Source organism: Paenarthrobacter nitroguajacolicus, from assembly GCF_031455195.1.
Classification (GTDB): Bacteria; Actinomycetota; Actinomycetes; order Actinomycetales; family Micrococcaceae; genus Arthrobacter; species Arthrobacter nitroguajacolicus_D.
On the sequence record NZ_JAVDSH010000007.1, the window covers coordinates 1 to 20,139 of the forward strand.

Consider the following 20,139-nt stretch of genomic DNA (forward strand, 5'->3'; position numbering starts at 1 on the left):
AGTATCAAACCGATATCAGATCGGGATCGCGGGACCTCCTCCCGTCGCCCCGAACTGGCCGACCTTGGTATAGAACAGCTAGCACTTTGAAAGTGCTATCAAAGCACTATCGAAAAGCTAGTAGTTCAGTACTCCTCCGATGGGCCCCACACCAAGGAAACACCAGGAAGAGCGGTATCAAACCAATACCAACGCGATAGCATTTCGATATCACTTTCGAACTACTATCAGGTTGGGGCCAGTAGTCGACGTGGCCAGGACCTCGTTCTGCACAAGCAAAGGTAGCGATGGGGGAGAGGGGCATGTACCTGCACCGACCTGATATCACTTCACTATTGAATTACCAAACTGCTACCCGGTGGTGGGCCTTCAGTCCACAACTCCCGTTGAAGGTCCAGAAGCGGGTCCACGGCCGGCAAGTACCCGGCTACACCGACCGAATAATTGCCCAACCCAAGACAGCCCTAAGAGCTGCTGCAGTATTCTGACGTCAGGATTTCCTGACATCATCTGAAGCAGACTCAAGCCGAAACCACGCCGGAACATAGAGGGGCGCAGACGTATGAACTGGGATATGCAGGATGGGATTCACGAAGGATGGCCAGGCGCCGTTGCTCCCGACGGACGCATCACAGGAGACATCAGAACGGGCAGCCCTTCGGTTCAAGGTATCTCGGGCAGTTTCCCACGACATCCAGTTCACGCTGACCAGGAGGTTATCTCAGATGACCGAGTTGTAGGCTGGCGTTCACTATGTGCCTGCGGCTGGTTCGGTCCCTTCTGGAAACGAGTTCCGACATCCTCGGAAGCTAGCCTTTCAAAGCGCCGTGCTTTTGTACCCCTTCTTGGTGTGGCAGTGCCATCCGTCACTGTTGAGGACACCATGCGCCTTGAGTGGACAGCCCATGCAATTCCCGCTTCTGCAATTTCCGAACTGCAGGCCGCATTCCGAGTGTTGAAGAACGCAGAGACACGCGTGAGCAGGGGAGTACAGTCAGCGCGATCTGCGGGCGTCTCATGGGCCCGAATCGGACACGCGCTAGAAGTCAGCAGACAATCAGCTCATGAGCGGTGGAAATCCTAACACCAGGCTCCTGAAAAACGGACCACGGCTAGAGCCATAGCTGTGCAGCGTGCCGAAACACGACGTACCTACTTGATACTGCCCAGTGTTCCTCTCCCTGCACATAAAAAGTCTGCGTGATTGTCGAGGGCAGCCAGCGTTCTTCCACTTCAGAGTCGCAAATGCCGGCTTCATCGACCTGCACCTGCAAGAACCGGTCCAGATAAGCGTGCCAGGCTCGGCCTTCGCGACGGTTACGGCAGATCTAGCAAAGGTAGTCATCAAGAACTCCTGGACAGTCGGCTAAAAACTGGAGGATGTCACTCGCGACCCTCCATGCGCAGACTTTCCAGCTCCACCCAAGCAATAGAGCACGCGCTGAGGCTACTGCCGGTGTCCGAGCAGTACCGGCGGGGTGGGGGAGTGCTTGCCCCTTCGGTGGCGTCATCGGCAACGCCGACTCAGTCACCCGTGGCCGGGAAGTCGTACGGATGACGGGTGCCTTACTTCTACGCCAGGTGAGTTCGCAGGTCAGCTACTCGTATTCCCGGAAACCTGGACCGAGCGATTCATAGCAGCATTCCAATATGGCTTATGGCGCTATCTATGGCATGAAACTTGACGACTACGATGCCTTAGGAAGCCCCGTCTTTCTCAGTTGCCAGGATCATCCGGCAGCTGCTTACACCCCTCTAGTGAAGGCCATATCAGCTAGGGTCCACTCATCAGGAGGCCCCTCGAAGGCTTCCCAAGGGTAATCATCTGTGGGGGAGAGGAGCTCCGCTACTGTGTTCACATTCTTTGAAAGCCACTCCCGCCACACTATTCGTTCAATGCGGTATCTCTGGAGTTGGGCAGCTACAGCTTCCACCACACCAAAGCATTCTGCGAGCTCCTGCAGGGAGGTCGTAGCTACGATCACCCAGGACCGGGCGCCATTCCTTGAGATCATGTTCCATGCTGCCAGGACCTCGAGGCTTTCGCCAACGGCGGTTCTGGACAATCTTGTCTGAGCGACCAATTCCGTCGTTGTGAGCCCTGGCGTGCTCTCCAAGGCTTCGTAAACGAACGCCGCCGGCAAACCCAGCTCCCTGAAAACCGGCCTGAGCGAGTGAATCTTTCCCTTACGCCAGGTTAGATCCTCTGCTGCTGAGCGAAGTCCTTCGGGGATCGTCAGCATGTAGAGATCACCCTTAGTTCCCCGGCCACGTTCTACCAACGTCACCAGCGGGTCATTCTCAGCACGCAAAGCCCGCAAGTGAGCGCCCACAGTTGTGTGATCCAGTCCAGTCGCCACGGCGATTGATCGATCACCAAACTCAACAAATCGAGACGCTGTCATGTGGGCGGCCGCGCCCAACGCTCTTAACACCATCCGACGTGCCAGGCCGCTGCGGGAGCTGGCGTATGCAGGCTCTCTCAGGAACAGGGCGTTTCTCCAGGAGCGCAGGTAACGATGCTCGCTGCTCGAATCTAGGTTCGAGGGTGTTCCTAGTAGGGGCTGTGTATTTGGCTGGCTTGTGGGGGATTTACGGGCATTGTTACTCCCCGTTCTTGAGCCATGGTTTTTCCGTAGGTAGTCGATCGCGTTGTTCCAGTCCCGCTTCAGGGAGGGGAGCCGGTGATGGGAGGCGTAGCGGGCGTAGAACGATGCGAGTCCGGGCCAGACACCCTGGAGGAACCGTCGTTGAACCTCGACAAGTTTCATTCCAGCGGCGGCCGCTGCGGTCAGGACTGCCTGACGGGCTTCCGAGTCCGAGGCGTACCGGTTCGCGTCGTACAGACCCGACAGCGCCATCTGCTGCATTGGCCTGGACATCCGTCCGATCGTCTGCGGTGCGTCCGGGTCTCCGTTTTCCCAGGAAAGCGGCTGTTCCAGCCTCAGGGCCCGTACACTGGCGATTTCATCGCTCAACTCTTGGCGTATTGAGTCCCAGACCCGAACCGTGTTTGGGCGTTTTGCAATGTCGTACGCCATGCTGAGGCTCATGGCGAGTACCTGGTGGCCGCCGCGCTTGTGGGGAGATCCTGGTGTGCGCATGCAACCGTGTAGAAGGTTTTGGTGTGGAGATTTATCCAATGTCCGGTATCGAGTGCCGAGTGCCTCGACAACGTCGCGTGCCTCGGAAAAGGAAACCCTTGTCGCCAGTGGTATGTAAACGTGCCGACCACCATTGGGGGAGTGATCTTCAATCCACCGGGCGCCACAGCTGTGCAGCCACGATTGGAGGGACTTCACGTCCGCATCCACCCAATCGATACCTGCAATAGAGGAGTCGAAGTCGAGGAAGATGGCCGAGCAGCTACCGTCTTTCCCGAAGATCCGGACCGCCGCAGGAAAAGTGGGTAGCGTCTCAGTCAGAGCGCGTTCGTGCTTTTGGGGATAGGTCTTACCGCCGTCTCGGGACAGGCGAACACGGGGTTGACCTGCGAGAAGAGGCGCTAGCGAGGCCCAAGCTTGCGCAGCATCAGCGGTCGGGGAATGGTCGCGAGACACGCCAGCGGGTACGACTGCTGGCAGCACGCGAGCGTGCTGTTGTACGATGAGAGCAATCCTTTCGAGGAGGTCCTGTCAGAGGGACAACAAAGGGCCGGCCCGCCAAGACCGGTTTTATAGCAAGACAAAGGTGAATCTGAAGAGATCAACCTTCACGACTTACAGTCTGAGCGCCGGGAAGCAATCCAGAATGTAAGTCACTAGCTTCGAAGGCCCGCCTAGTGCGGGCCTTCCTCGTTATGAGGCTAAGCGCCCAAGCGGGAACTCCTCCTGCTGGGGAACTGCGTGCAGCTTGGTATTGGCCAGGCGTTCTTCAACCAAATCTGACAGCCAGTCGCTTACGTACTGGTAGCCCTCTGCCTTTGCAATTTGGTCCATTGCATCCGCTTTAGGTGTTGCGATGCGGAATCCGACGAATTTGCGGTCGCCTTTGGAGCGTCTGCCTGCACGTGTAACTGGAGCCATCATCCCTGTCCTTTGAACTCGGCCGCGGAAGCCGCCGCTACTTCAATAGATTGGTCGAACCAAGTGCCACCTGGCCCTAAGTAGGCGGCTGCTATACAACCAACCTTCTCTGAAACTGAAACTACCATCGCGCGCCTTCCGGCAGTGGCATTGAAACAGAAACACCCTCCGGCGTGTTGAAACAGAAACAGGGTCGAATGGCGGAACCATCTGCATGGAGGTCTGCCATGACGCCACAGCGTCAGCGCGCCCGATTATGGACAACATGCGATATGGGCCCACATTGGGCGTGTCGCCGCGGAGCCCCTCGGACAGAAAAGGGGCTGAGCGTGGCATATCTAATTGCAAGCGTCCGCAAACGCATTGATAGGTCCATCTACGCATCACCCTAACCCGGCTTCAGACAGTTGCAGACGTTCACATCCCGCTGCATGTGGCGACTTGATTCCCCCAAGAAATCAAGTATGCGACAGCCTACCTACGGGCTTCGCACATGTACAACCCAGTTCTAACTCATGGCCTATACGCTACGAATGTCATCAGGTAAAATCTGATGTCGGCTGTCCGCCTGCTCTGTAGCGGTCGCATCATAAGCAGCTGACCTTGGCTGAAGGAGCTTTGAGATGGCAAATGGGGGTCGTAGCGTGTTTCTTACGCAACAGCAGAAGAAAGAGCGCCTGGCGGATCGCATGGGCATCCTGGTGGATATCTGGGAGTCCGACAACAACGCGGTGCTTACGTACAATCACGTCGAGGAAGCACTCTCTTCCAACGGGATCCATCTGTCGCGGACACGATGGTCATATTTAGTCAATGGCACGGGCAGCCTGGTGACCGATCAGGAACTGCTGAAGGGCATCGCAGAGTTCGTTTTTGGTGTGCCGGCCAGCTATCTCGTTGATCTCAACAGTGAAACTCCTCCCGAGGTAGAAGCGCGCATGGAGTTCCTTGTGCAGATGCGCAAGCTCAAGGTGAAGAACTTCGCTGCTAGAAACCTGGGCGCGACGTCACCGGAAACACTGAGGATGATCACGAGGATTATCGACTCGTCAATGAATGGCGAGGATGAATGACTCTCCCACCTGTTCAGGACAAGGTTCGGGAATTGTGCGGTGACGGCACGACGTCGATGAAGGAAGTCGTCGAACGCTTGACCGTGATCTGCGCCAAGCCGATCAATCTGATCGAGTACAACGAATCCTGGGGTTCCCTGACGGCATTCAAGGCCGAATTTGAAGATCGCATCAACGTCTATTTCCCCCCGCAGAAGTCCCAGCAGTACAAGCTCCACTGCATCTACCACGAGCTCGGACACATCTACCTGGAGAGCCTTCAGGTAGCCCTTGCCCTGCCGGATCTCTCCGGCGAGATGCTGAGAGAAACCGCGGACGCGATTAGTATCACCTGCCGGTCGGTTCCGAACCACCCTGTCGAGCGGTGGGTGGAGGACTTTGCATTCGAGATGTCCAAGAAGACGCGTTCACGCAGCTCGTCCGATCTTGATCCTTTCCTCTGATAAACCATGAAACTGTTGCTCTTCGCGCTGCTGAGCGCCCTATGCCTCCTTCGAATCCCCTCGGTGGTCAAGGTCGCGGAATCCCGCGCCTCGTGGGCGGCATCGATCTTCGGGCTCGCGGCACTCTATGTTCTGGGGACGGTTACCGCGCTGGAGGATATTGATCGCTATCTCGGTGGCATCAATGTGACGAACCTGCTCCAGGCCGTCTTCGCGCTCCTGGCAATCTTCTTCTTTAACGACAGTGTGCGGCGTCTGGCGAACGTACCCATAGTGAGATGGACCTACTACGCGCCGTTGCTGAGCATTCCCATCATGATTGCCAGCTTCACCCTAATTCAGGACAAAGCTCCAACGGCCGCGGACTTCATCGATACCCGCATGGACCAGCTCGCTACCGCCGCGTACAGCGGCATATACATGCTCGCGCTATTGTTCACCGTCCTCAGGATCATCTACATGCTTCGGCACAAAGCCAAGGGACTGTACGCCACATTCTCAGCGGGCCTGCTGGTGGTTGCGGTCGCCGTTTCGTGCCACATCACCTACGTGGTGCTGTTCTACTTCTCACCCTGGGACGCCCTCGCCCGGGACATCGGTGCCTGGTTTGACCGCCTTTTCTATGTAGGCCTTTCAGTGACCGCCGCAGGATGGCTGATTCTCTTCCTGTCGAAGCAGCTGCCCAGATTGCGTCTCTGGATGATCGATGCACTGTGGCTGACCGCTTTGAGGATGCGCGTCCGTGCCGATCGGTCACGAGTCAGTCCGGCCTGGGACCTCTTCAACGAAACGCTCGAAAACGGCGTTTACAAAAGCCTCATTGTTCTGCACAACTACGAGCGGGTGAACTTGACGGACTTCCCGGACTCTGTCCAAGGCAGGATCAGCCACATCGAAGCCAAGCTGGACGCTCGGACCTAGCTCTGTTCGGTCAAGATCGTCTTGCTGACCCACCTGGTCAGTTCGTTGGTGAAGGTAGAAGGCGAGGCGTTCCACTCCTGGGTGTGGTGAGCCTCGGGTAGTGATATCAAGGTGACGGTGGCCGGATTCGCGCGTTGGAACGCGACCGAGATCTCCCAGGGAACCTCTTGATCAGCGGTCGAGTGCAAGACCAGGGTCGGGACATCCACCCTGTTGGCTACGTCCACCCAATCGAGCGCATCGAAATCAATCGGTTCTTCCAGCCCGAGCATCCTCGCGAACAAGGGGGCGCCCAACAGGCGTATAACAAGGCCGGCACCAACCGCCGGCACCCGGGCCCGCACTGCTCCTGCTGTAATGGCTTTCCGCCAGCTGGTGACGGGACCTACCAGCACGAGCCCGACGATCCTGTCCCGGTGGGCGCTGCGCTCTGCCGTGAGCAGGGCCATGGTCCCACCCATGGACCAGCCGGAGAGGATGACGCGCTTGGCTCCCTGAGCAACGGCATAGGACACTGCACTTTCCACGTCACGCCATTCCGTTTGCCCCAGGTGACTCGATTCCGCCTGGGGCGGGCGGACCTCGACGTCACTGCGAAAAGTGGGAACCAGAGATGTCAAGCCTAAGGAGCTGAATGCATGGACGTCTCGGAACATGATCGAGCGGTCCGTCCAGCTGCCATGGATATGGATCACCCACACGTCCTGATTTGCGGCCTCAAATAGCCATGCCGGCGCCGCACCGTACTCGGTGGGGACATCCACCTCTTGATAATGACCGCGGACGGCAGCGGGCTCGAAGAAAACGTCGGGGGTCCAATCGACGATTGGGCCCAAACTTCCCGGCGTAGAGCTTGACTGATCGAGCAGCCTTTCTACGAAGTTTTGTTCCTCGTCGATCAGGGTAACCTCACCGACTCGCGTGTATTTGGCCGTCACGGAGTCGAACACGCCGAATTCACCTGGGGCTTTTGTGTAGTCGTCCAAATCAATGCGGACGCGACGTCCGCCGTCCACCATCTCTGCCCGGCGGTAGTCCTTTGGGCCTCGCTTGACGATTTTCCGAGCCATGACCACGGCGAACCCGGATAGCCCCGCGGCCGGCACAAGGAACGCCATGCAGCACAAGATGCGCCGTTTCGTCAGCATTGGGTCTTCGTCCTCCAAGGCGGATCAAGGGGAAATGGGACCCAGACATCGTAACGTCCCTTACTGCCTAATGACGTCGGAGATCATGCTCACTACAAGCGTTGCACATGTTCACTACAGGCATGTAACGTGCTTAGTGAAACAAGAAGGTATTGCTATTTGACAAGGCTTGTTATGACTGCGGCGTTCATCTACCGCGGAGGTAGTTGATATAGGCAGGAAGCATCTCGAACTCCACAGCATCAATGTTGGCTTCGTACTTCACGCGCTTGCCATGTCGTTGACCTGCAGGAAAGTCGGCCGTGACGGCACCGGAAGCTTCGAGGGCTTCCAGATGGTGCTGAAGACTGGGTCGAGTCAGCTTCCTGTTGTCGTCCAGGACAATCCCCTTGAGGATTTCGCCGGTGGTGCAGGGGCCGTTCTGATGCAGGTACCGCAGTATGGCCGCGTGGGCTCGATTTCCGAGAACTTCGATGGCTGCCTCAACCTCCTGCGGATGATTGGGCTGGATGAGGCGCGGCATGCGTCTATCTTGCCCGATTATTCGGATAGCTCTTAGTCGCAGATTCAAGTGTATCGCTAAATGATCAACTTTGAGCTACAGTCAAATTGTAGGCCTTATTCGAAAGAAGGAGGCGCAACGACCTTCTGAAGGAGATCCTGCCGAAGGTGGAAATGCGTCTCATGCTGACGATGTGACAAGCATCTTGGTTGGATCCAGAGAAGAATGGCACGCCAGCGTGGACTTGATTGTCAGTAGCTGGCAGTAGACAAGAAGCGATGCCCATGGGGGAGGGACAGGTTTTGAAGAACATGCTGCCGCTCGGTACACAGCGGCCCTTGAACGCGTCGCTGCCTAACTGCCGCAGGCACGTTCGGTGGTGAAACGATGACCGCCCGCAAAGTCATCACCGGCGCCTCGATCGTTGCGCTGCTGACCGTTGGCCTTGTCACTGTCGTCCTGGACGACAGCGATCCGGCGCAGGCAGCATCATCGTGTGCTGCACCTGCCAGTGTGGCTGCTGGTCCTGCCCCTGCCGGGGGAGTGGCCGGGTTTGATGCCGAACAGATGAAGAACGCCCAGGCGATCATGAACGCTGCCAAGTCCCTGAAGCTGCCGGTCGCGGCGCAGCTGATCGGGATCCAAACCGCAATCGGTGAATCTACACTCCGCGTCGTTGACTACGGTGACGGGGCAGGGCCGGACTCTCGTGGCTTGTTCCAGCAGCGCGACAACGGTGCGTGGGGATCGTATGCGGACCGGATGAACCCCACCATTTCGGCGACGAATTTCTTCAAAGCCCTCCAGCGTGTGGAGGGTTGGGAAACCCTCGAGCCGACCATCGCCATCCACCGGGCGCAACGGAACGCGGACCCGAACCACTACACGAAGTTCCGGGCACAGGCCACGGAAGTCTTCAAAGCCTTGGGTGGGGAGTCCGGCGCGGCGGTGGACCCGTCCGGCGTCTGCCCGGCTGAAGGCAACCAAGTCGTCGGGGACTTGGCCGGTAAGTGGGTCGCTCCCATGGAAGGGGCGATCAACAGCAGCGGTTACGGGCCCCGTGCGGCACCGCCCGGCACTGCCGGGGGAGTGCTGGCCAACTTCCACTACGGCATTGACTTCTTTCATCCCGGAGGGCCGGGAACGATCGTGGCCCTGACGGATATGAAGATCGTCAAGGTCCGCAATCTTGATGGCCTGTTCGGCACCGGCGTGACCGGTCAAACAGTGGATGGGAAGCTCACGATCGGCATGTACCACATGGCAGCCGGCTCGGTGAAGGTCAAGGAAGGCGACACCGTGGCCGCCGGAACGCCGTTGGGCACCGAAGGTGCAACGGGCAACGTCACCGGCCGCCACCTCCACATGGAGTTCTTCGCCGGTGCCTTGCCCAACCCTATGGTTCCGATCAATCCCACCATCGACCCGACTCCGATCATGAAAGAGAAAGGCATTCTCTGATGCGCAAGCACCTCGCACTTACAGCCGCCCTGGCCGCCGCGCTCTCGCTGAGTGCCTGCGCCGGAAACACAGTCACCGAACCGGCGGCCGATTCGACCCTCTCGGTGAACACCGGACAGGCCGGCCGGGAGAGCCACCAGGCCGGCGACGGCCACGACCATACAGCCGATGAGTACTACGGCGTCCCTGAAGTGACGTGGGATGCCGCCGCGGAGAAGTCGGTCAAGGACACCGCGGCCAAGGTCATGGGCTTGTTCGCCCGTCCCGATGTTCCGGAGACAACCTGGTTCGCTGATCTCGCCCCGCATCTCGCACCGGAATATGCCGAGGATGCGAAGTACATTGACCCGGCTCGGGTGCCCATCCGGAAGGTCACGGACGGGCCAGCGATCAGCCGGGATGCCGGCAACCCGATGACCGTCACCGCTTCGTTCTCCACGGATGCGGGCCGCTGGACGATGCTCCTGCATCGTCCCGGGCAGCAGCAGCCCTGGCTGGTCACAGCGATCTCCCCGCAAGACCCGACCTCATGAACCCAAAGACAGAACCTGAAATGAGCGAGAGGAACCATCCGATGAGCACGAACTGGCAAGGGAGCGAACGGAAGAGCCGCGCACCCATCAGCCTGACCGACACCGAACCCGATGCAATTGCAACGGATCCGGCCACGATCATCCACGCCGTACCTGATGCCGAACCGGCCTCAGTAGCAAAGGCTGAAACGCCTGTGGTGGAGGACCTGCACCGGGAGGCTCCGCTGGTCAGCGGCCGCCGTAGCGCCGCTGTGCTCCGAAAGGAGAACGTGAACGACCAGCTGCCGCCGGCCACCGGTTGGCAGGCATTCCTGCGGGCGGTCAGTTTCGGTCTAATCAGCCCGAAGGTGGGCGCGGCCGAGCTTGCGCGCCGGGCGGATCTGTCCGCGATCCAGAGGGTGTACTCCCGTCCGATGCAGATCATGGTCGCCCAGCCCCTGGGCGGGGTGGGCAAGACGATGTGCAGCGTCGGCCTGGGCTCCACGTTCGGGATCCACTCCGGCCAGCAGACACTGGTGTGGGACAACAACGAGATGATGGGCACCGCCGGCGTGCGGACCAACGCGAACGACTCGACCCGGACTGTCTGGGACTTGCTGAACGTCCTGGAGTCCTTCGAGACCGTCACCGCCCGCAAGGGTGAACTGTCCTACTACACCCGCCACCAGGGGAACAACCAGTTCTCCGTCCTGGTCGCGGACGAGGACGCGGACCGGATGAAATCCATTGGCGCCGACGAGTTCAACCGCATCCACACCGTGGTGAGCCGTTTCTACGACACCATCATTGTGGACACCGGGAACAACACCCGCTCAGCGAACTGGCTCGCCTCCATCGAGGTCACCGATCAGCTGGTGATCCCCACGACGCTCAAGCGCAACGCTGTCGTCTCCGCCCTGCGGATGATCGAACAGCTCGAATCCATGTCCGAGCGCACCGGCAACCCGCACTACAAAGACCTGGTGTCCAATGCTGTCGTCCTGGTCACCCAGGGCGGCGGAGCGAAAGTTTCCGCGGCCGAGCAGGCGGAGCTTCGCGAGAACCTTGCCTCCGCTGTCCGGGTCCTGATCGACATCCCGTACGACGGTGCGCTGGATACCGGCTCGATCATCGACTGGCAGCTCGTCGGTGACCCTGCCCGCCGCGCGTTCGAACGTGCATCCGCGGAAATCGCCGAAGGCCTCCTGGCCGTTGACCGCGCCACCTCCACCAAAACCACCAACCGATAAGGAACCCAATAATCATGTTCAAGACCATTGGCAACGAAATTAATATCCGGACCGCCGTTCCCACCATCGACAACCCGCTGGACGGCGTAACACCCAGCATCGATGTGTTCGGCGTGAAGTTCACCGGCGCGATCCAAATGATCCTTGGCGGTGTTTGGGCTCTTGCTCTGATTCTTCTGGCCGGGGCGTTCATTTGGAACCTCATGAAGTGGGGCATCGCCCGCAACCGCGGCCACTCCGACGACATCGAAGACGGCGCAGCAGGGGCCAAGAAGACCGGCATCGCCTTCGGCGCGGCAGCAGGAGCAAGTGTCATCATTGGCGGCATCCTGGCCCTGGCCACGGCTGCAGGAGCCTAACCCATGCGGAAGCACTGGAAACTCCTCACAGCTTTGGGGGCGGTGATCCTGGTTATCGCTGTTGCCGTTGTCCTGCTGAACCCACCGGCGCCGGCGGCCAAGCCGGATGACCCCAGCTCTCTGCAGGCGTCCGGGAAGTTCGGATTCCCCGTCTCCGGGATCAAGATCGGCGAAGGCGGCACCAAAACCGCCAGCGACGGCAAGACCATCATCGGCTACAACGGCAGCTGCGACTCAGCCGCCCAAGCAGCCGCCAACTACACACCCCTCGTCAAAGACGTAAATGTTGCGACTTGGGCACAGCAGAAAAAGACACTGGTGGAGGTTGGCAAGCAGGGGCCCTGGGTGGAGCGAGCCACCATCAACGGGGATCTGATGGCCAATGCCAAGGACCTTCCCCCGGGAGCTTTCGATGGTGGCTGGTACTCCCGCTCCGACGTAGCCGCGGGCGGCCTGTACCGGGTTGCCAGCTGTGATGCGAAAAAGAAGGCAGTGGTGCAAATCTTCAGTGGTGGCACGACCGCAGTAGTGAACAAGGCACCGAGTGCCTTCTTCCAAACAGTCACCTTCGAACTGAGTTGGGCAGGTGACTGGAAGGTCTACGACTTCGCCATCGTTCAGAGCGGACAGGATTTCAATGGTCGAGTCAAAGACGCTGGACCCACCAGTCTGGGGACCACTTACGACGACGAGACCGCCCCTGCTCTAAAGGATGAGTTGGTGAACGACTTCTTCGCCGATGTCAGCCGTGAGGGGTGGGTTGAGTATGCAAACGCTAAGCGCTAGCAGGACGGTCCGCCTGGTCGCGATCGTTCTGGCCCTGTTCCTCAGCTTCGGGATCATCACCGCCGGCCCTGCCCAAGCAGCGGAAGACGTAAGCAAGTCCGAAAAGCTGAACGCCGACCAACTCAAGCGCCTTGCTGGACTTCCCGCAGACCAGCGCGACAAGATCAGGGACCGGCTAAACCAGGAACTGGGTAAGTCGGCCTGCGCGGACATGCTTTTTTTCGGGGCAATGGGCGGCAGCGACTGTGAAAACGTTGCGGCCAAAGCGTTCGGCACCTTCCTGACCACGCCAGAAAAGGTGCTGGACTACGACACAAAACAGACCGTCCCGTTCTGTGCTGCTCTCCCCGGTGCTGGTGCACCGGCTACTGCCACCACTTGGTGCGCCGGAGGGGCTGCCTTCCAAAAGTTCCTCCCAATTGCTGGGGTGGTGATGCGTACGGTCATCTCCACGATGCCGGGCGGTCAGGTCGTCCTGGGCACGGTCGATACCGTGGCGTTCATTGCTAACGCTAAGGACGGGTTCGAGAAGTTCGCGAACACAGTGAAGGCAGAGGGTGTGAAGTCCACCAACGAGGTGTTGAACAACCTGTTGAAGGTCTCGGTGTTTGAGGTTGATGACGGTTTCCGGGCGACGTGGGCTGTGTTCGCCGGGATCGGGATCTTGATCATGGGGCTGGTGTATTTCAAGCTCTGGAAAGACGTTTCGAACGAAGAGATCGACATGGACTCCGCCCGAACATCGCTGCTCTGGTACGGGCCGTTGTCCATGGTCTTGGTACTGTTCGGGCCGGCTATCGGCTACGTGGTCAACGGCTGGATGAGCGGCCTCACTGAAGGGATCACGTTCTGGACTTCCAGCAGAGTCACGGACTTCGGGGTCGCCATTTCCCGGTTCGCGTCCTATGAATCCAGCGGCGCGTTCGGTCCCTTGGCGGCGGTCTTGCTGTTCGGCCTGCTGTTCATCGCTGCCTGGGCCATGCTCGGGTTGCTCGCGTTGCAGCCGTTGGCCCTGTACCTGCTGGGGTTGGGCATCGCCATGATGATCGGCTTCTTGATCCACCCGAAGTACCGCGAACGCGTGGGCAAGGTCGGCGCTCTGTGGCTCGGGATTTCCCTGTCAAAGCCGTTGCTGCTGCTTCTCATGGGAGCGGTGTTCAGCTATATCGCCTCACGTCCGGCGTTCGTCGGCGAAGGCGTGGACGATGGCATGGTGAACGCCACGTCGGTGTTCCTGGCCGCGGCCGCGATGTGCCTGTTGGCTTTCGCGCTGCCGATGCTTTACAAGTACGTCCCGATCCTGCCGTCATCCTCGACCAGCCTGGGTGAGGGCCGTCAGTCGATCGCCGCGCCGGCCATGGTCGCCGGCGCGGGCGCTGCGATCTCTTCCGCGATCAGGCAGCGCCGGACCGCGCAAGTACAGTCCGGCACCACCGGCGGACGTCCTCATGGCGGTGCGCCTGCCACGAACGGCCCCTCTTCAATGACAGCCCAATCAGAGGGCCATGGCAGCTCAGGACTGGGATCGAACGGTTCGGGAGTCTCAGGACGCCGCAGTGCGGCCTCCAAGGTTCCTACCGAGCAGGGCGCACCTGCGGGTCAGGACCGCCAAGGCGGTCAGGCGCAAGGCCAGGGACAGCCGGAGACCCGAACGATCGGGGAGCTGCAAAAGGCCGATCGTTCCGGAACCGGCGGAGCGAAGGCAGCACAGGCTTTGAAGACCGGGGCCGGGGCAGTTGGACGGGGATCGGCGAAGGTCGCAGCCGGTGGCGCGACGGCGTTCCTGCTGGCGGGCCGGGAAGCGGCGCGTCAGGCCTCCATGCGCGGGCAGCGCTCTGCCCGTTCGATGGCGCCGGATACCGACCACATCAGTGGCCGGTAAGAGAAGTACAAGGAGTAGGTAGTCATGGGAAGAATGGTTGTTGTTGGCGGTGAGGTCCAGAGCCGTGGCTTGTTCGGTGGGAACCGCACGGCACCGGAATGGATCGGCCTGTCAGTGGCCGTCGGTACCGCATTGTTGATCGTGCTCGCCGGTGGCAGCAATGTCGTGGCGTGGATCAGCGCCGTGGTGCTGGTTCTGGCAGGGGTCATCCTGACCACACCCAACAAGTTCTCCGGTCACCGCTCCCTGGGTGCTCTCTTCGTTGAACTCCGGCACAAGAAGGTCCGGGCCAAGAACAAGTCCCTGGTCTACGTTCCGGTCAAGGACCGTCCGCAAACACGGATGATCAAAGCCGGGAAGAAAGACCGGAAGCGTGCCGACGAGAACGGCATGATCGAGGTACCGATCCGGCATAAGGACAATGCCCCGCTCATGGTCGGCACCGTCCGCCATTTCGCTATCGACACCCCGGAAGGGCCGCTGGTCATCTTCCGGCACCAGGGCAAGGTCAAAAAGCCGTACTACACGGCCACGATGGAGGTCATGGGTTCGTCCTCCGGGATCCGGGAGGAATACCGGAAGGAATCAGGTCATGTCGCCCGGGGCCAGTACCTCGCCCGGTTGGCCCGCCGGCAATCCCTCGTCACCCATATCCAGACCCTCGCACGGGCCGTGCCGATGGATTCGGCCGACCACCTGCTGTGGGTCAAAAAGCGCGTCGCGCAGAATGTTCCGCGGATCCTGTTGGAGTCCTACGGTGACCTGTGCGAGACGACCCGTTCCCGGTCCGAACAGCACCGCACCTATGAGACGTTCCGGATCCCCGGCTCCGCTGCCCTGTACCGCCGCGCGGAAGCCTACGGGTCAGGGGACGACGGCATTGGTCAGGCGATATATCAGGAAATCCGCTCCGCCATGGCCCAGGCCTCAATGATGGGTTCGATCACGAACTCCCGGCCCCTTGGCCCACAGGCCATGGCCGCGCTCCTGCGTCACCTGCAGGACCCGGACTTCGACATCGACGACTACGACGGCGCCGACCTGATGGACTGCTGGCAGCACCTGGACGGCGCAACCTCTCCCATCTCCCTGGTAGTCAACGACCACTGGCACATCCGCACCGGCTACGTGCCGGCCTCGGCCTTCAGCCCCGCACCGATTCCGGTGGAAGCGCTGGAAGCGATCATCAGCGGCATCCAACCGGCCGTAGTGCACTCGGTGTCCATGGTCATGGAACTCGAAGATGCACGCAGCGCCCGCTCCAAAGCCCGGACGGATGCTGCCATGGACAGGGCCACGAGCAACAAGGTCAGCAAGTCCGGTGTCGTCACCGATGGCACCGAAGAAGTGTTGATGGGCGCCTCTCACCAGCGCCTCCTGGATCTGAAGCCCGGCTCCGGCCACCACGGCGCGGCCTACGGTCTGTATATCTCTTTCGCCGTGGAAGACGCGAACGAGATCCTGTCCACCACCGACATTGTTGAGGCAGCTGCCTCCGATGCCGGCATCGAGTTCATTGACTGGTTGGACCACCGCAACGACCTTGCCCTGATCACCACCATGCCGTTCACGAGGGGAATCCGATGAGCACCACGAACGACGTCAAGCGTTTCAGCCTGCCATGGGCTCTTGCCAGCAAATCCAAGCGGACCATCAGAGCGCAGGCCCGCGCCGGGAAGCTGGAGCTGGAAGCAGCTGCAGCCGATACCGCGGCCGAAGGTTTGCGCCGGAACAAGCCGTTGAGCAAGCGTGCGGTGAAGAAGGCTGAGAAGAAGGAAGCCAAGGACCGTGAGCTGGTCGAGGCCAAAGCGAACGCCAAGACCCGCTGGCATCACGAACGGAAATGGGCTTTCGCGTCGAAACTGGGCTTCTATGACCCGGCAGCCCCGGGTGTGGCGTCATCAACACGGCAGATGGAGTTCTCGCATATGGCGATTGCTTCCCCGCCGACGTCGCACCGCGGCCTGGTGTTCGGCGTCGATGCCGGGTCCGGGTGGATGATCGTCCATGACCCGTTCACCGCCTACGGTGACACCCTCGAATCCCCGAACGTCTGCTACATCGGTGACCTTGGCCAGGGGAAGTCCTCGGCCATGAAAACCTGGGGCGTGCTCCGACAGCTGATCCTCGGCCGCCGCGTCGTGGTGATCGATAAGAAGTACCAAAAGGACGTCGGCGGCGGCGAATACACCCCTCTTGCACGGAAGCTCGGCGTCGCTCCGGTACGGTTCAGCATCGGTGGCGGCGGATCCCGGATCAACATCCTCGATCCCCGTATCGCTGCCCGCCTGAACGAGGAAACCCACGACAGCGCCGAAGCGTTCCGCACCCCGGCCGGCCAGTCCATGCTGGTCCGTGCTGTCATGGAAGAAGCTCTCCGCCGGCCGATGACGCCCAAGGAGGGCAAAGCCGTCCGGATGGCCCACCGGCAGGCGTTGACGGACGCGAAGAAGGCGAGGGAAGTCGCGCACATCGGGCATGTCCTCAAAGCCCTCTACGCCCCCAATGAAGACGCCGCAAGGGCCACGAACCTGACAGTGGAAGAGCTGCGCGAATGGGGTCAGGATCCGGCCTTCGAGCTGGAACGCATGATCGAAGACGACCTCGCCGGCCTGATCGACGGAGAAACCAGCGCCGACATCCAGCTCAACGCAGGCCTGACCGTCTTTGACGTCTCGCTCCTGCCCGAAGACGGCCCGGCGCTGCCGATCGTCATGACGATCATCAACACCTGGCTGGCCAACACCCTCTACCGGCAGGAAGAAGCAGTCCCAACGGTCCTGCTAGTTGAAGAAGCCTGGCACACCGTCCAAGGCTCGGTGGCCACAGTGACCCGCCGCAACACCAAACTCTCCCGCGCCCTGTCCCTCTCGTGCCAGTTCGCGTTCCACCACATCTCCGACATCCCGGCAGACAGCCCCGCGATCTCCATGCTCAAGGAATGCGGCACGGTCCTTTTGTACAAGCAGCAAAAGAGCGCCGACGCTCTGGCTTGCGAGGAGATGTTCACCCTCCCCGTCGGGACGGCCGAAGTGATCACCAAACTGGTCAAGGGCACCTGCCTGTTCAAAATCGATCAGTACGACCCCTTCGAAGCCATTCACGTCCGCAGCCCCCTCGAGGTCGAACTGACCGACACGGACGGTGCCATGAAATCCACCTCCACCATCGCTTTCACCGAAGAATCCACCGTCGAAGCCATGGAGGTCATCCCGGCATGAGCAAACAAACCTCAACAGACACCCTGATGAAGATGGGACTCGCCGGTGTCGTTGTCGTGCTGGCGGGCCTCGCCTGGGTATCCGCATTCTTCGGTGAGATGCTGACACCCACGGGGATGCCCTGGACGAACTTCACGGAGTTGGTGGCCCGGTTCAAAGACGGCACCTTCGCATGGCCGCAAGCGGCAACGTACATACTGATCGTTCTCGCCCTGATCACTTTCCTGGGCATCGCGTTCCTGACCATCGTGCTCGGCGGCAGCAAGCCGAAAGATGACGGCCTGCCCCGGTATAAGGACCTCGAACCGCGGATGGGCAAGAAGGCGGCCTTGGCCAAAGCCCGGCAGTCACTTCACCTGCCCGAAGATGCGACCGAAGCGGACATCATCGTCCCCGCGTTCAAACTCGACGGCAAAGTCCTCTACGTCCAGCACGAAGACTCCATGTGGGTGTACGCGCCGCAGCGTTCAGGAAAGACGCTTTATATTGCTGTCGGAATCGTGTTGGATGCCCCGGGCCCGGTGCTGGCGACGTCCACGAAAAACGACCTGCTGATGTACACGGCGGTGTCGCGCAAGCGGCGTGGCCGCGCGCAGGTCTTTGATTTGCAGGACATTTCCGGTTGGCCTGACACGATCAGCTGGAGCCCTGTGGCCGGGTGTGAAGACCCTGACGAGGCCCTTGCCCGTGGCAAAGCCTGGGCCGGTGCCCAGCCGATGGGGAACGTGAAGAACGGGGACTGGTTCAACTCCAAGGCCGCCGCCATTCTTGGCCGGTTCCTGCACGCCGCGGCGCTCGATGGCGGCACCATCGAGGACGTCGTGCGCTGGTCCAACAACTTCGCGGATCCCGAACCTTTGGAAATCCTCCGCGAACATGGCGCACCGGCCGCGTTCGCAGAACGCCTGCAGGCGCTGACTTCCTCCCGTGCAGGCGAAACGGTGGACTCGATCCAGGAGACCCTTGCCGGGCTGCTGGAGCCTCTGTCCTCGCCTAAGGCCTTGAAGTTCCTCACCCCTGGTGGAGGCCAGGGCTTCAATGTTGACGACTTCCTGACCGGGGCAAATACCCTGTACCTGCTCACGGACGGGGAAGATTCCCCGGTCGCTCCACTGGTGACGATGTTCGCGGACCACGTCTTCCGTAAAGCCCAGAAGATCTCCCAGACCCGCGCCGGCGGCCGTTTGTGGCCGGTGTTCACGATGGTTCTGGATGAAGCACCCAACGTTGCAGCGTTCCCGAAAATGGCCGGCGCCCTTTCGGACTCCGGAGGCCGCGGCATCCGCATTATCGGGTTCAGCCAGTCATTCGCCCAGAACCGTGCCCGGTGGGGAGACGATGGGGCCAAAGCGATCCGCGGGACATCGTCCCTTCGCCTGTTTCTTCCCGGTCTGGAAGAATTGGCCGAACTCGAAACCATCGCCAAAGCCGCCGGACCGACCACGCATCAGCGTGTTTCCACATCGCGGGGCAAGGGCGGTTCGTCGAAGACGACCAGCGAAGAGGAACGCCCTGCTATCCGTGCCCACAAGATCCAGCAGCTGGACCAGGGCAAGGCCTTCATGCATTACACCAACGTCCGCCCGGCCGTCGTGGAACTGACCCCGTACTGGGAACGCGATGACGTTGAGCAGATCAAGAAGGACAAACAGGCCGCCGAGGCCCTGACCTGCCGGATCACCGCATGAGCGAAGACCCCTACGCACGCATCCCGTTGCCGGACGAGGAACCTGCACCGGAAGACGCCGGTGCAAGCAGCGAGGCCGGGGAACCCGGCATCGCCCCGGCCGGCGTTGACGGCGACGGCGTACTGCCCTCCGTCGAGGAACTGGTACTGGACCACGACGGCCAGCTAGGACAGCTGCGCGCAGACGTTGACGGACTAGCTGGATTGGTCGGGGATCTTCTCCAGAAGCCGCCCGCCGAGAAGCCTGCACCCTGGAACTGGAAGGAACTGAACGGCTCCGGCAGGGCAGCCCTTCTCACGGAACTGCGTCAATGGGTTGACTGGTACAACGGCCGCTACGGTGTCACGACCGATTCCAGGATCCTGGGGTGCTGGTACCGCCACGGGCCTGTGGTGGAGGAACTTATCGGCGTGTGGATCGCCTGGCGGGCCGCCTACTACGGCGACAAGACCCTGAACGATGCCCCGGCCTACTGGCACGAACGGATCCTATGGCCCGCCATCGCGCGCATTACCAAGAGCAACTGGGGTCTTTCCGCATGCATCCCCGCACACAAAGACCCCCGGCCCAAGTCTGAGCCTTCCACCGATGATGAGTTCACGTCGTTCATTTCCACCCTGGACGGCCGAGCGGGGACTTAAGTCCGCCCGACAGCGGGAAGATCTTCTCCGCCGGCCGCACCACCAACCACCGATACCCCCGATGACGAACCGCGCACGTGGAACTTCCCCGTTGTCTGCATTCGACCAGACTAAACTTAGGGACTCTTTTGCTTGGCCCGGATCCTCCTGTTTAGCTGGTGGAGTGGGAAGCTTAATGAACTAAAGGAAGCTAAGCCCGGGTATTGAAAATTCGGGTTTTTGTGCAG

At 60.5% G+C, this 20,139-nt stretch carries 17 protein-coding genes; 13 read left to right on the forward strand and 4 right to left on the reverse strand.

Annotation, left to right across the window (positions count from 1 at the left end):
- Positions 1 to 1,745: 1,745 nt before the first annotated feature.
- Positions 1,746 to 3,587: a MarR family transcriptional regulator gene (locus J2Y68_RS15085; RefSeq protein WP_397335160.1), complete on the reverse strand. Its 1,842-nt coding sequence runs from the start codon at positions 3,585 to 3,587 to the stop codon at positions 1,746 to 1,748.
- Positions 3,588 to 3,797: 210 nt separating this feature from the next.
- Positions 3,798 to 4,028, reverse strand: coding sequence for a hypothetical protein (locus J2Y68_RS15090; protein ID WP_309994586.1), 231 nt, complete (start codon positions 4,026 to 4,028; stop codon positions 3,798 to 3,800).
- 620 nt (positions 4,029 to 4,648) lie between these two features.
- Between J2Y68_RS15090 and J2Y68_RS15095 the strand changes: the two genes are divergently transcribed.
- Genes J2Y68_RS15095 through J2Y68_RS15105 form a run of 3 tightly spaced genes read left to right on the forward strand, consistent with a single transcriptional unit; the run spans position 4,649 to position 6,462 of the window.
- Positions 4,649 to 5,098: a hypothetical protein gene (locus J2Y68_RS15095; RefSeq protein ID WP_253469480.1), complete on the forward strand. Its 450-nt coding sequence runs from the start codon at positions 4,649 to 4,651 to the stop codon at positions 5,096 to 5,098.
- Positions 5,095 to 5,541, forward strand: a complete 447-nt coding sequence (locus J2Y68_RS15100) for a hypothetical protein (RefSeq protein WP_309994587.1) — start codon at positions 5,095 to 5,097, stop codon at positions 5,539 to 5,541. The genes J2Y68_RS15095 and J2Y68_RS15100 overlap by 4 nt, the downstream gene beginning before the upstream one ends.
- A 6-nt stretch (positions 5,542 to 5,547) precedes the next feature.
- Positions 5,548 to 6,462, forward strand: a complete 915-nt coding sequence (locus tag J2Y68_RS15105) for a hypothetical protein (protein WP_309994588.1) — start codon at positions 5,548 to 5,550, stop codon at positions 6,460 to 6,462.
- Here the strand turns inward: J2Y68_RS15105 and J2Y68_RS15110 are convergent.
- Both J2Y68_RS15110 and J2Y68_RS15115 read right to left on the reverse strand, forming a co-directional pair.
- On the reverse strand, positions 6,459 to 7,628 hold the full coding sequence (locus J2Y68_RS15110; protein ID WP_309994589.1) for an alpha/beta hydrolase family protein: 1,170 nt from the start codon (positions 7,626 to 7,628) through the stop codon (positions 6,459 to 6,461). The genes J2Y68_RS15105 and J2Y68_RS15110 overlap by 4 nt on opposite strands.
- 169 nt (positions 7,629 to 7,797) lie before the next feature.
- Positions 7,798 to 8,133 (reverse strand): winged helix-turn-helix domain-containing protein, encoded by a 336-nt coding sequence (locus J2Y68_RS15115; protein ID WP_309994590.1) that lies wholly within the window; start codon positions 8,131 to 8,133, stop codon positions 7,798 to 7,800.
- Positions 8,134 to 8,499: 366 nt separating this feature from the next.
- On the opposite strand from J2Y68_RS15115, the gene J2Y68_RS15120 reads away from it, so the two are divergent.
- From J2Y68_RS15120 to J2Y68_RS15165, 10 genes are read left to right on the forward strand one after another with little or no spacing between them, the layout of a single operon-like run.
- On the forward strand, positions 8,500 to 9,573 hold the full coding sequence (locus J2Y68_RS15120) for a M23 family metallopeptidase (RefSeq protein WP_309994592.1): 1,074 nt from the start codon (positions 8,500 to 8,502) through the stop codon (positions 9,571 to 9,573).
- On the forward strand, positions 9,573 to 10,106 hold the full coding sequence (locus tag J2Y68_RS15125) for a hypothetical protein (protein ID WP_309994594.1): 534 nt from the start codon (positions 9,573 to 9,575) through the stop codon (positions 10,104 to 10,106). Before J2Y68_RS15120 ends, J2Y68_RS15125 begins: the two co-directional genes overlap by 1 nt.
- Before the next feature lie 41 nt (positions 10,107 to 10,147).
- Positions 10,148 to 11,335 carry a MinD/ParA family ATP-binding protein gene (locus J2Y68_RS15130; RefSeq protein WP_309994595.1) on the forward strand — a complete coding sequence of 396 codons (1,188 nt, stop codon included), beginning with the start codon at positions 10,148 to 10,150 and terminating at the stop codon, positions 11,333 to 11,335.
- Positions 11,336 to 11,349: 14 nt separating this feature from the next.
- Positions 11,350 to 11,694 (forward strand): hypothetical protein, encoded by a 345-nt coding sequence (locus tag J2Y68_RS15135; protein WP_309994597.1) that lies wholly within the window; start codon positions 11,350 to 11,352, stop codon positions 11,692 to 11,694.
- Positions 11,695 to 11,697: 3 nt separating this feature from the next.
- Positions 11,698 to 12,480 (forward strand): hypothetical protein, encoded by a 783-nt coding sequence (locus J2Y68_RS15140; protein WP_309994598.1) that lies wholly within the window; start codon positions 11,698 to 11,700, stop codon positions 12,478 to 12,480.
- The gene (locus tag J2Y68_RS15145; RefSeq protein ID WP_309994600.1) at positions 12,461 to 14,362 is read left to right on the forward strand and encodes a hypothetical protein; all 1,902 of its coding nucleotides are present in this window, start codon (positions 12,461 to 12,463) and stop codon (positions 14,360 to 14,362) included. Before J2Y68_RS15140 ends, J2Y68_RS15145 begins: the two co-directional genes overlap by 20 nt.
- 24 nt (positions 14,363 to 14,386) lie before the next feature.
- Positions 14,387 to 15,949, forward strand: a complete 1,563-nt coding sequence (locus J2Y68_RS15150; RefSeq protein WP_309994601.1) for a hypothetical protein — start codon at positions 14,387 to 14,389, stop codon at positions 15,947 to 15,949.
- Complete coding sequence (locus J2Y68_RS15155; RefSeq protein WP_309994603.1) at positions 15,946 to 17,583, forward strand: ATP-binding protein; 1,638 nt, start codon at positions 15,946 to 15,948, stop codon at positions 17,581 to 17,583. Before J2Y68_RS15150 ends, J2Y68_RS15155 begins: the two co-directional genes overlap by 4 nt.
- Complete coding sequence (locus tag J2Y68_RS15160; RefSeq protein WP_309994604.1) at positions 17,580 to 19,271, forward strand: type IV secretory system conjugative DNA transfer family protein; 1,692 nt, start codon at positions 17,580 to 17,582, stop codon at positions 19,269 to 19,271. The genes J2Y68_RS15155 and J2Y68_RS15160 overlap by 4 nt, the downstream gene beginning before the upstream one ends.
- On the forward strand, positions 19,268 to 19,912 hold the full coding sequence (locus tag J2Y68_RS15165) for a hypothetical protein (RefSeq protein WP_309994606.1): 645 nt from the start codon (positions 19,268 to 19,270) through the stop codon (positions 19,910 to 19,912). The genes J2Y68_RS15160 and J2Y68_RS15165 overlap by 4 nt, the downstream gene beginning before the upstream one ends.
- The last annotated feature ends 227 nt before the right edge of the window (positions 19,913 to 20,139 follow it).

What these genes read in the sequence shown, in the direction of transcription:
- J2Y68_RS15090 (WP_309994586.1), bottom strand. Translation starts at nt 4,028, where the DNA reads ATGATGGCTCCAGTTACACGTGCAGGCAGACGCTCCAAAGGCGACCGC.
- J2Y68_RS15095 (WP_253469480.1), top strand. Translation starts at nt 4,649, where the DNA reads ATGGCAAATGGGGGTCGTAGCGTGTTTCTTACGCAACAGCAGAAGAAA.
- J2Y68_RS15100 (WP_309994587.1), top strand. Translation starts at nt 5,095, where the DNA reads ATGACTCTCCCACCTGTTCAGGACAAGGTTCGGGAATTGTGCGGTGAC.
- J2Y68_RS15105 (WP_309994588.1), top strand. Translation starts at nt 5,548, where the DNA reads ATGAAACTGTTGCTCTTCGCGCTGCTGAGCGCCCTATGCCTCCTTCGA.
- J2Y68_RS15115 (WP_309994590.1), bottom strand. Translation starts at nt 8,133, where the DNA reads ATGCCGCGCCTCATCCAGCCCAATCATCCGCAGGAGGTTGAGGCAGCC.
- J2Y68_RS15120 (WP_309994592.1), top strand. Translation starts at nt 8,500, where the DNA reads ATGACCGCCCGCAAAGTCATCACCGGCGCCTCGATCGTTGCGCTGCTG.
- J2Y68_RS15125 (WP_309994594.1), top strand. Translation starts at nt 9,573, where the DNA reads ATGCGCAAGCACCTCGCACTTACAGCCGCCCTGGCCGCCGCGCTCTCG.
- J2Y68_RS15130 (WP_309994595.1), top strand. Translation starts at nt 10,148, where the DNA reads ATGAGCACGAACTGGCAAGGGAGCGAACGGAAGAGCCGCGCACCCATC.
- J2Y68_RS15135 (WP_309994597.1), top strand. Translation starts at nt 11,350, where the DNA reads ATGTTCAAGACCATTGGCAACGAAATTAATATCCGGACCGCCGTTCCC.
- J2Y68_RS15140 (WP_309994598.1), top strand. Translation starts at nt 11,698, where the DNA reads ATGCGGAAGCACTGGAAACTCCTCACAGCTTTGGGGGCGGTGATCCTG.
- J2Y68_RS15145 (WP_309994600.1), top strand. Translation starts at nt 12,461, where the DNA reads ATGCAAACGCTAAGCGCTAGCAGGACGGTCCGCCTGGTCGCGATCGTT.
- J2Y68_RS15150 (WP_309994601.1), top strand. Translation starts at nt 14,387, where the DNA reads ATGGGAAGAATGGTTGTTGTTGGCGGTGAGGTCCAGAGCCGTGGCTTG.
- J2Y68_RS15155 (WP_309994603.1), top strand. Translation starts at nt 15,946, where the DNA reads ATGAGCACCACGAACGACGTCAAGCGTTTCAGCCTGCCATGGGCTCTT.
- J2Y68_RS15160 (WP_309994604.1), top strand. Translation starts at nt 17,580, where the DNA reads ATGAGCAAACAAACCTCAACAGACACCCTGATGAAGATGGGACTCGCC.
- J2Y68_RS15165 (WP_309994606.1), top strand. Translation starts at nt 19,268, where the DNA reads ATGAGCGAAGACCCCTACGCACGCATCCCGTTGCCGGACGAGGAACCT.